The sequence below is a fragment of the Pseudomonas paeninsulae genome (genome assembly GCF_035621475.1).
GTDB lineage: Bacteria > Pseudomonadota > Gammaproteobacteria > Pseudomonadales > Pseudomonadaceae > Aquipseudomonas > Aquipseudomonas paeninsulae.
Genome location: NZ_CP141799.1, coordinates 3801220 through 3814979, shown reverse-complemented (window position 1 = coordinate 3814979; position 13760 = coordinate 3801220). Strand labels below are relative to the sequence as shown.

The window sequence follows — 13760 nt, the reverse complement described above, 5'->3', positions numbered from 1 at the left end:
TTTTTAGGGTACGCCTAGCCGGCGCTAGGAGCCCTAGGCCATAACCGCAAAGCGCTTATCCACCATGCCCCCGCTCTTGTGCATCTTGAGCGGCAGCGGTTTGCTGCCGGCGCCGGCCATTACCCCTGGATTCATGAAGCACAACTGTGCACTCCGCTATCCTAGCAATAGCCGAGCAGTCGATATGAGGTCGAGCCATGAGCCACAAACACCAGAGTCTCCTGCACTCGATTTGCCAGGGGCCGTTGCCCAGCAACGTCCACTGGCGCGAGGTCGAGTCTTTGCTGCATCACCTCGGTGCAACTATCGACCCTATTCTCGGCGCGCGTTTTCGCGTGGTCTTGAACCAGTACGAGTTCTTTCTGCACCATCCGCACCACAGCAATGAGTGCAGCAGGCAGGAAATCAAGCACCTGCGTGAATGCCTGGCCAGCGCCGGCATGACCTCTAGGGTGTATGACGAGAAGTTTGGCTGAGTGTGGCGGCAGGCGGCAGGCGGCAGGCTGCAGATTGCAGCGGTGGCGGTGGGAAGCAAGCATGGCGCGTTGGTTGATGATGATTGGTGCGGCGCTGTTGCTGCTCGGCGCCGTACTGCACTTCGCGCCCTGGCTGCCGCACTGGTTTGGCCGCTTGCCGGGCGATACCCGTATCGAATCGCCCGGCAAGTTATTCATTGCGCTGAGGTCGATGTTGCTGGTCAGCATCGGTTTGACCCTGCTGATCAACCTGCTCAGGCGCTAGCGGGCCTGTTCCAGCGGTAAAGCCGTGCGGTATGCGTCTGCTCAAATAGGCTGAAACTCGAACGCCCGTTCGCCATTAGTTCCAGGCTCTGGAGTTTTTCGCAAAAACTCCAGAGCTTTCTGCAAGAAGCTGTCATGACGATGCAACTAAATTCCATCATCCACTCTTTGCCGTGTGTGTTTGGCAGGTCGCAATGGTCAGACCAGTGCATCTGAGCTAAACCCATTAGCAGTAGGTCCTACAACAACAGTCTCCATAAGAGGATGGGCGTGATGTTTAAAGCCAGTCACGTCTTGCAGGACGAGTTCCTTAACCGGATCTCGGCCGCCAAGGCCGCCGATTTTTTCCCTGTCATCAGCGCCAACTACAGCGTTGACGAGGCAGCCTATCTCACTGAGCTCCTGCAGCTCGCCGACCCCGGTGATAATGGCATCGAGGCTATCAGCCACGGTGCCCGTACCCTGATTCATGATGTACGTGGCCGGGACAATGCCGTCGATACCCTCGACGCACTGCTTCGTCAGTACAGCCTCGATACCCAGGAAGGGCTGATGCTCATGTGCCTGGCCGAGGCTCTGCTGCGCGTCCCTGACGCTGCCACCGCCGATGCGCTGATCCGCGACAAGCTGAGCGCCGCCGAGTGGGAACGCCACCTCGGCAAGAGCGACAATGTACTGGTCAACTTCGCCGCCTGGGGTCTGGTCATGACCGGTAAGGTGGTTGATCCGTCCGCCGCCGATGGCCGGCCGAAGAACGTGATCGGGCGTCTGGTCAAGCGCTCCGGCGAGCCGGTCATTCGTGCGGCGATGAACCAGGCGATGAAGATGATGGGCAAGCAGTTCGTGCTTGGTCGCAACATCGCCGAAGCGCTGAAGAACGGTCGTCCCGAGCGCGAAAAAGGCTACAGCTACTCCTTCGACATGCTCGGCGAGGCGGCATTGACTGCCGACGACGCCGAGAAGTACATGGCCGACTACCGCAAGGCCATCGACACCGTCGGTGCCGAGGCGCAGGTGGGCAAGGGGCCGAAGCCGTCGATTTCGATCAAGTTGTCCGCCCTGCATCCACGTTACGAAGTGGCCCAGCGCGAGCGCGTGCTCACCGAGCTGTTCGCCAATGTGCTGGAACTGGCCGTGCGTGCACGCAAGCTGGGCGTTGGCATCTCGGTGGATGCCGAGGAAGCCGACCGCCTGGAGTTGTCGCTGGAACTGTATGAAAAGCTGATGCGCGACCCGGGCCTCAAAGGCTGGGGCGAGTTCGGCCTGGTGGTCCAGGCCTACTCCAAGCGCTGCCTGCCGGTGCTGGTGTGGCTGGCCCTGTTGGGCAAGGAGCTCGGTGCCAAGATGCCGTTGCGTCTGGTCAAGGGCGCCTACTGGGACACCGAGATCAAGCAGTGTCAGGTCCAGGGCCTGGACGGCTACCCGGTGTTCACCCGCAAGGAAGGCACCGATACGTCCTACCTGGCCTGTGCGCGCTTCCTGCTGTCGGAGTTCACCCGTGATGTGATCTACCCACAGTTCGCCAGCCATAACGCGCATACCGTCAGCTGCATCTTGTCGATGGCCGCCGAGTACCAGCAGCCTCGCGAGTTCGAGTTCCAGCGCCTGCATGGCATGGGCGATGCGCTGTACGACACCGTGTTGGAAAAGCATGGCAAGACCGTGCGCATCTATGCGCCGGTCGGTGCACACAAGGATCTGCTGCCGTACCTGGTCCGCCGCTTGCTGGAAAACGGCGCGAATTCCTCGTTCGTCCACCAGCTGGTTGACCCGAGCACACCGATTGAGTCACTTCTTGATCATCCGGTGACGCAACTGCGCAAGTTCAAAACGCTCGGTAATGACAAAATTCCCCTTCCGCCTGCTCAGTTCGGTGCCGCGCGGAAAAATTCCCAAGGCATCAATATGAACATCCAGCACTCTTTGGCTGAGCTTGAACTCGCCTACCAGCCGCACCTCAGCCGTCAATGGCACGCTACGCCGGTGATCAACGGGCAGTCGCTGCCTGGCGCCGCGCAGGATGTGTATTGCCCCTATGAGTTGAGCAAGGTCGTCGGCACCGCCCAGTTCGCCAGCGCTGCCCAGGCGGCTCAGGCGCTGGACGGGTTGAGCGCTGCCTGGCCGCGCTGGAATGCCACCGCCATCGACAGCCGCGCGAGTATCTTCGAGCGTCTGGCCGATCTGCTCGAGAGCAACCGTGCCGAGTTGATGGCGCTGTGCACCGTGGAAGCCGGCAAGTCCATGCAGGACGGCATCGACGAAGTGCGCGAGGCGGTGGATTTCTGCCGTTACTACGCCCAGCAGGCGCGTCTGCGTCTGGGTCGCGAAGAGCTGAAAGGCCCGACCGGCGAGCGCAACGAGCTGTTCCACGAGGGTCGCGGCATCTTCGTCTGCGTCAGCCCGTGGAACTTCCCGCTGGCCATCTACCTCGGCCAGATCGCCGCCGCCCTGGTCGCGGGTAACTGTGTGCTGGCCAAACCGGCCGAGCAGACCAGCCTGATCGCCGCGCGTGCCCTGGAACTGATGTTCGAAGCCGGCCTGCCGATGGATGTGATCGCCTTCCTGCCGGGCGATGGCGCCACCCTGGGTGGCGTGTTCTGCCGCGATGCCCGCGTCGCTGGCGTGTGCTTCACCGGCTCCACCGACACCGCGCGGATCATCAACCGTCAGCTGGCCGAGAAAGCCGGCCCGATCGCCGCACTGATCGCCGAAACCGGCGGACAGAACGCGATGATCGTCGACTCCACCGCGCTACCGGAACAAGTGGTCAAGGATGCCGTGCAGTCGGCCTTCACCAGCGCCGGCCAGCGTTGCTCGGCCTTGCGTGTGCTCTATGTGCAGGCCGATATCGCCGAGCGCGTGCTGGATCTGCTCAAGGGCGCGATGGCCGAACTGAAAGTCGGCCCGACGCACCTGCGCGAAAGCGATGTGGGTCCGGTGATCGACGCCGAAGCCAAGGCCGGCCTGGATGCGCATATTGCCCAGCTCAAGGGCGAGGGCAAGCTGATTGCCGAAACCCCGCTGCCGGCTGGTCTGCACGGTCATTTCGTCGCCCCGGTGGCGTTCGAAATCGGCGGCATCGCCGAACTGAAGAAAGAGAACTTCGGCCCTATCCTGCACATCGTGCGTTTCCAGGCGGCCGATCTTGAGAACGTGGTCGCGGCGATCAATGGCACGGGTTATGGCCTGACCCTCGGCGTGCATACCCGCAACGAGGAAACCGCAGATCGCATCGAGGCGCTGGCGCGCGTCGGCAACCTCTACGTCAACCGCAACCAGATTGGTGCCGTGGTCGGGGTGCAGCCGTTCGGTGGTTGCGGTCTGTCGGGTACCGGGCCAAAAGCCGGCGGTCCGAGCTACCTGTTGCGCTTCGTCAACGAACGCACCACGTCGGTCAACACCACCGCGGTGGGCGGCAACGCCTCCCTGCTGTCGCTGGGCGACGAGGACTGAGTTTATCCAGGGACAGGCCCACAAGGCCTGCCCCGCCTCCGACCGGATGTTCAGGCGTGCGCCGGGTCGGTGGTTTCAACGCAGTGACCGCCTATAGCAGTCGCTTAAAAACTAGAACCACGGCTTGAGCCGTGCCAAATAAGAGAACAACAAGATGAACGAGCAGAACGTTTTTGTTGTAGGGGTGACCTTCGTGGTCTACCTGGCGCTGATGTTGTGGTTGGGCCTGGTGGCCTACAAACGTACCAGCAATCTGTCCGATTACATCCTCGGCGGCCGCTCCATCGGTCCGACCACGGCGGCGCTGTCGGCTGGTGCTTCCGATATGAGTGGCTGGCTGCTGCTCGGTCTGCCGGGTTATGCCCTGGTGGCCGGTTTCGAAGCCACCTGGATCGCGGGTGGCCTGCTGGCGGGTACCTGGCTGAACTGGCTGTTCGTAGCCCAGCGTCTGCGCGTGTACTCGCACACGGCTAATGACTCGGTGACCATGCCGTCCTACTTCGAGAATCGCTTCAACGACAAATCCCGCGCCCTGCGTGTGGTGTCGGCGCTGATCATCCTGACCTTCTTCCTGTTCTACACCAGCTCTGGCCTGGTGGCATCCGGCAAGCTGTTCGAGACCGTGTTCGGTTTCGACTACCAGATAGCCGTGATCGTCGGCACCCTGGCGGTGGTTTCCTACACCCTGTTCGGCGGCTTCCTCGCCGTGGCCTGGACCGACGTGGTGCAAGGCCTGCTGATGGCGGCCGCACTGGTATTGGTGCCGGTATTCGCCCTTAACGCAGTAGGCGGTGTCGACGCCGCACACCTGGCAATTGCCGCGAAGAACCCCGAGTTGCTGACCTTTTTCAACGATGCCAAAGGCCAACCGCTGGGCATTATCGCGATTCTCTCGCTGGTCGGTTGGGGCCTGGGCTACTTTGGCCAGCCGCACATCCTCGCGCGTTTCAAGGCGATTTCCGATGACAAAGACATTCCGACTGCCCGTCGCATTGCGGTGAGCTGGACGGCCCTGACCCTGGTTGCTGCCCTGTCCATCGGCTGGGTAGCCTTGGGTTATCTGGACACCGATCTGGCCGACGCCGAAACCGTCTTCATGGTGCTGGTCAACAGCCTGTTCCACCCGGTAGTGGCCGGCATCCTGATGGCCGCCGTGCTGGCAGCGATCATGTCCACCGCCGACTCGCAACTGCTGGTTAGCTCCTCGGCCCTGGCCGAAGACTTCTACAAGGCCATCCTGAAGAAAGATGCCGGCGATACCGAGTTGGTATGGATCGGCCGTGGCGCCGTGGTCCTGATTGCGATCATCGCCCTGGTGCTGGCATTGAACCCGGACAATACCGTGCTGGGCCTGGTGTCCTACGCCTGGGCTGGCTTCGGCGCCGCCTTCGGCCCGGCCATCCTGCTGTCGCTGTACTGGAAGCGCATGAACCGCAATGGCGCCCTGTCTGGCATCATCCTCGGTGGTCTGACCGTGGTGATCTGGAAGCAACTGTCCGGCGGGATCTTCGATCTGTACGAGATCATTCCCGGCTTCATCCTGGCGACCGTTGCCATCATCGTAGTCAGCCTGCTGACCGAAGAGCCGGAAGCCGCAGTGCAAGCCCAGTTCGACGATGTCGAGCGCAAGCTGGCCTGAGGAAACGAGTTTCATCCCCGCCCGCAGCCGGTCGTCTGCAGGCGGGGCGCCCGAGTCAGGATTTCAATGCTGATGCCCGGCTCGGGCTCCACGACGACCCGATAGTGCTTTACCGGCCCACACCTCGTTGTGTTGGGCCGGTTTTTTTTGCCTGTGCGGATCAGTGGTCATGCGTGTGCTGCAGTAGCCTGCTATGCCTGACAAGACGCACCGGTGGAGTGGGGCAGTGACCTCAGCCCGTCCAGTGCTGCGCCAGCAACAGGCGCAAGTAATCGATGGTCGGACTCGCGGGTTTGGAAGAATGGCGGCCCTCTTCCAGGTAATCGCTGCCGGCTCTGTGACCGCCATTGGGCAACCCTACAAGGGGTGTAATCATGGCAACCTTCATTTCGCTGGTTAACTTCACCGATCAGGGCATTCGATCGGTCAAAGACTCACCGGATCGTTTTCAGGCATTCAAGGCGCTGGGTGAAAAGGCGGGCGTAGCGGTCAAGGCGGTCTACTGGACCGTCGGCAGTTACGACCTGGTGCTGATCGTCGAGGGGGACGAGGAGGCCGCCACCTCCCTGCTGTTGAAAGTCGGCTCGCTCGGCAATACGCGTACGCAGACACTGCGCGGCTTCTCGGAGCAAGAGATACGCAAGATCATCGGCAACATGCCTTAGAGCCTGGCCTTGCCTGCGTGGTTTGTCCTAGCCGCAGGCGCAACGCTCGTGTTTAGCGGCCCATTGCCTTGGTGATGGGCCGTTTTCTATAGCGGATCTGTTGGCCGCAGAGCTTCGCGCCGCATGGCTGCAGTTCGCCCACACATAGCGGCGCTATGGCGGGGGTTGAATGCGTCAGGCCAGCTATTCTTGTTAACGATCCGTGGCTAAATCGGTAGGCGGTTACGCCTTCATGGAGGTTGTACATAATGCGCACTGCACTGCTGGGCTTAGGCGAGCCTGCCCCCTGGTTCACCTGCCGAACCGAAACCCGCGAACGCTTCGTCTTCGACACGGTCGCCGGTCGCTATCTGCTGCTGAGTTTCCTCGATTCCGCCGCCGACCCCATCAGTGCCCAGGTGTTGGCGCTGCTGGCCGTCAATCGAGCGCGTTTCGATGATTACAACCTGTCGTTGTTTGGCGTCACGGTTGATCCCGAGGACGAGCGGCAGCGGCGGGTTGTCACCGAGTTGCCGGGGATACGTTACTTCTGGGATTTCGATCGCCAGATCAGTGGGCTATACGGCGCACTGCAGGAGGATGGTAGTTACCGCAAGGTGACCTACCTGCTCGATCCGATGTTGCGGGTGATGGCCGTGCTGCCGTTCGCAGCTACCGCGCAGGCGCACGTAACGGCTGTGCTGGCGCTGCTGGATCGCTTGCCGGCGATCGGCCCGGCGTACCCGGCCAGGTCGCAGGCGCCGGTGCTGGTGCTGCCACGGGTATTCGAGCCGAGTTTATGCCAGGCGTTGATGGACTATTACCGCACCCAGGGTGGCGAACCTTCAGGCTTCATGCAGGACATCAATGGCAAGACGGTGATGGTGCTTGGTCAGGACCACAAGAGTCGGCGCGACTGCACGCTTGAGGACGAGGCTCTGCGCCAGGCCTGTCGGCGGCGGATTTATGAACGGGTAGTGCCGGAAATCCTCAAGGCCTTCCAGTTTCGCGTCACGCGCATGGAGCGCTATCTGGTCGGCTGCTACGACGCCAGTGAGGGAGGGCATTTTCGCGCGCACCGCGACAACACCACCAAGGGCACGGCGCATCGACGGTTTGCGATATCGCTGTTCCTCAACAGTGGCGAGTACGACGGTGGTTTTCTGCGCTTCCCCGAATTTGGCCCGGGCCTGTATACCGCGCCGCCAGGCGGCGCGGTGGTGTTCTCCTGCGGGTTGCTGCATGAAGCCATGCCTGTGACGCGCGGTCAGCGTTACATGTTTCTGCCGTTTCTCTACGACGAGCAGGCGCGGCGCATTCGCGAGGAAAACCAGGCGTACCTCGACGTTGGGCCTGACCCTGCGGCTCCCGCAGCGGAGGAGGAGGTCGGGGCGGCCGGGGCCGGTTAGTCCGCGGCACTGATTACGCCTATCTGGCACGATTGCTTCTTCGCGCGCTGTGTTTAGCGCAAGCATGGTTCTAAACTGCGGGGACATAACTAAAACACTGCGTGATCTTGCCTGCATGAAAATCCATCCCCTGCCTCCACTCAACAGCCTGGTGGCTTTCGAAGCGGCTGCGCGCCACCTGAGTTTTACCCTGGCCGCGCACGAACTGAACGTCACCCAGGGCGCGATCAGCCGCCAGGTGCGCCTGCTCGAGGACTACCTGGGCAAGACTCTGTTCGAACGCACTACACGGGCGATCAACTTGAGCCCGACCGGTGGCCAGTACTATGAGACGGTGCGAACCGCGTTGATGCAACTGGCCCATGCCACCGGTGAGATTCGCCACTGGCAGGGCGCCCAGCAGGTGACCGTGGTCACCAGTACGGCGATGGCCTCGTTGTGGCTGCTGCCCAAGGTGGCGGAGTTTCAGCGCGATAACGAAGAGATCGACCTGCGCATCATCGCCTATGACCAGGTCAAGGATTTCTCCCGCCTGGATTGCGACCTGGCGCTGTACTACTGCCGCACCCCGCCGAAGGACATGCAGGTGACGCCGCTGTTTGCCGAGGAAGTGTTCCCGGTGTGCAGCCCGGGCTATCTGGCCAAGAACCCGACGCTGAGCACCCCGCAGCAGCTGGCCGACTGCACCTGGCTGTGGCTGGAAGATCCGCAGCGCGACTGGATCGGCTGGTCCGAGTGGTTCCAGCGCCTGGGTCTTAAAGGCATCGAACCCAGGCGGCGGATCAATATCAACAGTTACTCGATGCTGATTCAATCGGCGCTCAGTGGCCAGGGCATCGCGCTGGCCTGGTCGAACCTGGTCGACAACCACCTGCAGACCGGCGCCCTGGTTAGGCCGATCGATACCGTGTTGCAGTCGGATGCGCAGTTCTGCCTGCTCGAGCCGCTCGGGCGGGGTGCGATGCGTCAGAGCGTTAAGTGCTTCCGCGCCTGGTTACTTGAGCAGTTGCCGCCTGCGCTGGACGACGCAACGCTCGGTGCTGGCGCATAACTAGCGGGCCGAAACGAACGCTGCCGCAGGCTTGTGGCCTGCGGCAGCGTTGCATGGAGCAGTCGCGGCGCTAGTTTTGGACTATGCGCGGCTATTCCTCAGCAGGCCTTTCGCGCGGGTAGCGCGAGGGGAGTGGCCCCGCCCAGCACGACCCTAGGCGCAATGCCGGGGTCGTCCTGGGAGTGTTCCTGCGTTAGCGACTGGTATCCCGGTGATGGCGTGGGAAGGCCAGCGGAGCTGCCTGACGCAAGCAACGCGTCGTGACAAAACTCAGGTGCAGGATGAATTCGCTGATCGATGGCTGTTGGATGCTTTCCAGCCTGCCGGCATCACCAATAGCACCCGATAAATCCGTTCAAATCTATCGACCTGCGCCAGGGCAGGCAAACCCGTGTGGGCGTCTGTCGCGCGCAGTCGGGTGCTGCAGCGGTCCGCTGATGTAGGCCTCCTGTTGATTCCGCGTGGCTGGTTTGGTGGTGGCTACAGTTGCGTTTCCCCGGCCCCTCGAGCAAGCCATTTATTGTCATGGATTGATGATCGTTGCGCATATGCAAGTCCCCGTTACTGGGCTGGCAGCGGCCAATCAAGCCGCTGAACATGTACTGCTGAACGGATGATTAAAAGTCATAAATCCAGCTGTTAAAAATCGTTTGTCGAACTATCCCCAGATTCTCGAAACTCGCTGCCAACGGACCTGGCCAGCGAGCCTGCCGATCAATCAGTCACCGTGCCCAGCAGGGGAGAACAACAATGACCAACTCCATCGCTCAACATATTCCGGTGCAACAACTGGAAACTGTCCTCAACCCGATCCATGAGGCCACTGGCCTGGCTAACGAGTTTTATATCGAGCAGCGTCATTTCGAGCTGGAGCGCGATCAGGTGATGGGCAAGACCTGGGCCTGTGTTGGTTTCGCCAGCGACCTGACCCAGAACGGCTCGGTCAAGCCGGTCGACTTCATGGGCCTGCCGCTGCTGCTGATGCGCAATCGCGAGGGTCTGGTGCAGGTGTTCCACAACGTCTGCAGCCACCGCGGCATGAAGCTGGTGCAGGAAGAAGGCACCGTGCAGGGCGTGATCCGTTGCCCCTACCACTCCTGGACTTACGACCTGAATGGCGGCCTGCGCGGCACGCCGCACGTCGGCGGCATCGACGTGCACAAGGACGAGCGCTTCGCCTGCGAAAAGCACGGCTTGAAGGCCATCCGCAGTGCCATCTGGATGGACATGGTGTTCGTCAACCTGTCCGGCGATGCCGAGGCCTTGGAAGACATGCTCGCGCCGCTGACTGCGCGCTGGAGCCAGTTCCTCGGTGACGACGGCATGGGCCTGCTGCGCCGCCGCGCGCACATGGACGCCACCACCCTGGACATCAACTGCAACTGGAAGCTGGCAGTGGAGAACTACTGCGAGGCCTACCACCTGCCGTGGGTGCACCCGAGCCTGAACGCCTATTCGCGCCTGGAAGACCACTACAACATCCTGTTCGACGAGCGTTTCGCCGGTCAGGGCAGCTACGCCTACAACCTGTCTGACGTCGCCGGCACCCACCTGCCGAAGTTCCCGAGCTGGCCGCAGGACCGTCTGCGCAACGCCGAGTACGTGGCCATCTTCCCCAACGTGCTGCTCGGCATCCAGGCCGACCACGCCTTCGCCATGCAGCTGGAGCCGGTCGCGCCGGGTCGCACCATCGAGCACCTGCGCCTGTTCTACGTCGGCGACGAGGCCCTGGGCGACGAGTACGCGGCTTGCCGTAACGCCATTCTGGAATCCTGGAAGGTGGTGTTCGCCGAGGACATCAGCTCGGTAGAGGGCATGCAGAAAGGTCGTCATTCGCCGGGCTACAAGGGCGGCGCCTTCTCCCCGGAGATGGATGTACCGACCCACTTCTTCCATCAGTGGGCTGCGCGTCAGCTGCTGGCCACCGTACCGTCCGCCTGAGGAGGCCAGCATGTATCCGATTGCCAAACATTGGCTGAACTACGTCGACGGTGAGTGGCTCGATAGCGAGTCGCGCCTGACGGTGAACAATCCCGGCACCGCCGAGCCCGTGGCGACTATCGCTCAGGCCTCTGTCGCCGATGCCGAGCGTGCCGTGCAGGCGGCCCGACGTTGCGCCGACAGTGGCGCGCTGAGCAGCGTGCGTCCGGCGCAGCGGGTCACCTGGCTGCTGCGCATCGCCGAAGAAATTCGCGCGGTGGCCGACGAGGGCGCCTGGGTCTTGTGCCAGGAAAACGGCAAGAGCCTGAATGACGCCAAGGACGAGTTCACCGAGGCGGCGCGCTACTTCGAGTACTACGCCGGCATGGCCGACAAGATCGAGGGCACCTCGATCCCGCTGGGCAACGGTTACATGGACTTCACCCTCTATGACCCGATGGGCGTCTCGGCGCAGATCGTACCCTGGAACTTCCCGGTGTCGATCTGTGCCCGCTCGCTGGCTCCGGCCCTGGCCGCCGGTAATGCGGTGGTGATCAAGTCGCCGGAACTGTCGCCGCTGGGCATGTGCGTACTGATTCGCGCCATCGCCAAGGCTGGCCTGCCGCAGGGCGCGGTCAACCTGATCTGCGGCCGTGGCCGTGAGGTCGGCAGCCATCTGGTTGGCCATGCGGATATCGATCAGATTGTCTTCACTGGCTCGGTACCGACTGGCCAGACCATCCTGCGTGACGCCGCCGAGCACGCCATTCCTAGCGTCATGGAGCTGGGCGGCAAGTCGGCGGCGATTGCCTTCGCCGACGCCGATCGTCAGCAGCTGCTGGCCAGCGTCAAGGGCGGCATTTTCTTCAACGCCGGCCAGGTTTGCTCGGCCATGTCGCGCCTGCTGGTGCAACGCGAGATTTATGAAGAAATCGTCGAGTCCGTCGTCGCCCTGGCCGAAGGCCTCAGTGTCGGCCTCGGCCAGGACAACCCTGACCTCACCCCGGTGGTCAGCGCCGGGCAACTGGCCGGCATCGAAACCCTGTGCCGACGCGCCATCGAGGAGGGCGCGGTAGCGGCCACCGGTGGTGAGGCTTTCAGCGACAGGGCCGGGCATTTCATGCGCCCGACCGTGTTCCGCGACGTTAGCCCCGAGATGTGCATCGCCCAGGAAGAGGTGTTCGGCCCGGTCCTGGCGATCATCCCCTTCGATACCGAGGAACAGGCCCTGGCGATTGCCAATGGCACCGAGTTCGGCCTGGTCGCCGGCGTGTTCACCCAGGACATTAGCCGCGCCATGCGCTGCGCGCGCCGCCTCAAGGCCGGCCAGGTGTTCGTCAACGAGTGGTATGCCGGCGGCATCGAGACGCCGTTCGGCGGCGTCGGTTTGTCCGGTTTTGGCCGGGAAAAGGGCCAGGAAGCCTTGTACAGCTACGTGCGTACCAAGAACGTGGCAATCCGCATCGCGGGGGAGTAAGCGACATGTTCAAGACCTGGCTCTGTGTAGTGTGCGGTTTGATCTATGACGAGGCCCTCGGCTGGCCGGATGACGGCATCGTTGCCGGCACCCGCTGGGACGATGTGCCGCAGGACTGGAAGTGCCCCGAGTGCGGCGTCGGCAAGGACGATTTCGAGATGCTCGATATCAGCCCTGTGGTTGTCGCCGCCGTCAGTGTGCCGGTTACCGCTCCCGTGTCGGCGCAGGCGCTGACAGCAACGGCAAAACCGGCCGCCTCCCAGCTGCGTCAGCCGATCGTGATCATCGGCAGCGGTTACGCCGGCTATGGCCTGGCTCAGGCCTTGCGCCGGGCCGATCCGCTGGTCGAGATCCGCGTACTGACCCAGGAGTCGGGTCATCTGTATTCCAAGCCGGCGCTGTCCATCGGCCTGGCCCAGGGCAAGAGCGCCGCAGCGTTGTCGGGCGAGTCGGCCCTGGCGATCGAGAAGCGCCTGAAGATCCGCGTCTACCCGTATTGCACGGTCGAGCGCATCGACGCCGTGGCGCGGCGCCTGCACACCAACATCGGCGAGATGGACTACGGCCAGTTGGTGCTGGCCAGCGGTGCGGCGCCGATTCGTCTGCCGATCGAGGGCGACACTGGCGCGCTGCTCAGCGTCAACAATCTGCACGACTATCAGAGCTTCCGTGAGCGCCTGGTCGGCGTGCAGCGGGTGGCGATCCTCGGTGACGGCCTGATCGGCTGCGAGTTTGCCAACGATCTGGCCAGCAGCGGCTTCCAAGTCAGCGTCATCGGCCTCGGTCAGTGGCCGATGGAGCGTCTGCTGCCGGTCGAGGCCGGTCAGCAGTTACAGGCCGCCCTGGGCGAGATGGGCGTGAGCTGGCACCTGCAAAACACCGTGCAGCGCATCGACTCGGCCGAGCAGGGCTATCGCCTGACACTCGCCGATGGCCAGAGCCTGGACGCCGACCTGGTGCTGTCCGCCGTCGGTCTGCGGCCCAACCTGGGCCTGGCCGAGACGGCCGGCGTCGCCGTGGGTCGGGGCATTCAGGTGGACGCCCAGTTGCAGTGCTCGCAGCCGGGGATCTTCGCCCTCGGTGATTGCATCGAGATCAACGGTCAGCTGCTGCCCTACCTGGCGCCGATCAACCAGGGCATCCAGGCCCTGAGCAAGACCCTGCTCGGCCAGCCGACGCCGGTCAGCTATCCGCTGATGCCGGTGACGGTGAAGACCCCGGCCGCGCCGCTGTGCCTGTTGCCGCCTGCTGTTGGCGTAACCGGCGAATGGCGCTGCACGGCTACCGACGATGGCCTGAGCGCCGGTTATTACGATGCCGAGGGGGCGTTGCACGGCTTCGTCCTGCTCGGTCGCCAAGCACAATTGCAGCGCAACAGCTGGCTGCAATCCTGTCAGAACGCGCAACGGGCCGTGGCCTGAGGGCGG

The 13760-nt window shown here is 62.8% G+C and carries 11 protein-coding genes and 1 pseudogene; 11 read left to right on the top strand and 1 reads right to left on the bottom strand.

What is annotated here, in order from left to right:
• Positions 1 to 197 precede the first annotated feature (197 nt).
• From VCJ09_RS17570 to putP, 4 genes are all read left to right on the top strand, one after another.
• The gene (locus VCJ09_RS17570; RefSeq protein ID WP_324731388.1) at positions 198 to 476 is read left to right on the top strand and encodes a hypothetical protein; all 279 of its coding nucleotides are present in this window, start codon (positions 198 to 200) and stop codon (positions 474 to 476) included.
• 61 nt (positions 477 to 537) lie between these two features.
• Complete coding sequence (locus tag VCJ09_RS17565) at positions 538 to 741, top strand: DUF2905 family protein (RefSeq protein WP_324731387.1); 204 nt, start codon at positions 538 to 540, stop codon at positions 739 to 741.
• 272 nt (positions 742 to 1013) lie between these two features.
• The gene (gene putA, locus VCJ09_RS17560; RefSeq protein ID WP_324731386.1) at positions 1014 to 4193 is read left to right on the top strand and encodes a bifunctional proline dehydrogenase/L-glutamate gamma-semialdehyde dehydrogenase PutA; all 3180 of its coding nucleotides are present in this window, start codon (positions 1014 to 1016) and stop codon (positions 4191 to 4193) included.
• Between the two features lie 154 nt (positions 4194 to 4347).
• On the top strand, positions 4348 to 5832 hold the full coding sequence (gene putP / locus VCJ09_RS17555) for a sodium/proline symporter PutP (protein ID WP_324731385.1): 1485 nt from the start codon (positions 4348 to 4350) through the stop codon (positions 5830 to 5832).
• A gap of 232 nt (positions 5833 to 6064) precedes the next feature.
• Here putP and VCJ09_RS17550 read toward each other — a convergent pair whose 3' ends face one another.
• Positions 6065 to 6208 carry a hypothetical protein gene (locus tag VCJ09_RS17550; protein WP_324731384.1) on the bottom strand — a complete coding sequence of 48 codons (144 nt, stop codon included), beginning with the start codon at positions 6206 to 6208 and terminating at the stop codon, positions 6065 to 6067.
• On the opposite strand from VCJ09_RS17550, the gene VCJ09_RS17545 reads away from it, so the two are divergent.
• The 7 genes and pseudogenes from VCJ09_RS17545 (at position 6207) to VCJ09_RS17515 (ending at position 13754) form a co-directional block, all read left to right on the top strand.
• Positions 6207 to 6497 (top strand): GYD domain-containing protein, encoded by a 291-nt coding sequence (locus tag VCJ09_RS17545; protein ID WP_079202810.1) that lies wholly within the window; start codon positions 6207 to 6209, stop codon positions 6495 to 6497. The two genes, VCJ09_RS17550 and VCJ09_RS17545, sit on opposite strands and share 2 nt — an antisense overlap.
• A gap of 248 nt (positions 6498 to 6745) precedes the next feature.
• Positions 6746 to 7885, top strand: coding sequence for a 2OG-Fe(II) oxygenase (locus tag VCJ09_RS17540; RefSeq protein ID WP_324731383.1), 1140 nt, complete (start codon positions 6746 to 6748; stop codon positions 7883 to 7885).
• A 115-nt stretch (positions 7886 to 8000) separates the two neighbouring features.
• Positions 8001 to 8936: a LysR substrate-binding domain-containing protein gene (locus VCJ09_RS17535; protein ID WP_324731382.1), complete on the top strand. Its 936-nt coding sequence runs from the start codon at positions 8001 to 8003 to the stop codon at positions 8934 to 8936.
• 750 nt (positions 8937 to 9686) lie between these two features.
• Positions 9687 to 10877: an aromatic ring-hydroxylating oxygenase subunit alpha gene (locus VCJ09_RS17530; protein WP_324731381.1), complete on the top strand. Its 1191-nt coding sequence runs from the start codon at positions 9687 to 9689 to the stop codon at positions 10875 to 10877.
• Positions 10878 to 10887: 10 nt separating this feature from the next.
• Entirely contained in the window at positions 10888 to 12333 is a 1446-nt protein-coding gene (locus VCJ09_RS17525) for an aldehyde dehydrogenase family protein (protein ID WP_324731380.1), read from the top strand.
• Positions 12334 to 12338: 5 nt separating this feature from the next.
• A pseudogene (locus VCJ09_RS17520) lies at positions 12339 to 12503 on the top strand (rubredoxin); the annotation flags it as partial.
• Entirely contained in the window at positions 12492 to 13754 is a 1263-nt protein-coding gene (locus VCJ09_RS17515) for an FAD-dependent oxidoreductase (protein ID WP_324734682.1), read from the top strand. The pseudogene VCJ09_RS17520 and the gene VCJ09_RS17515, both read left to right, overlap by 12 nt.
• Positions 13755 to 13760: the final 6 nt, after the last annotated feature.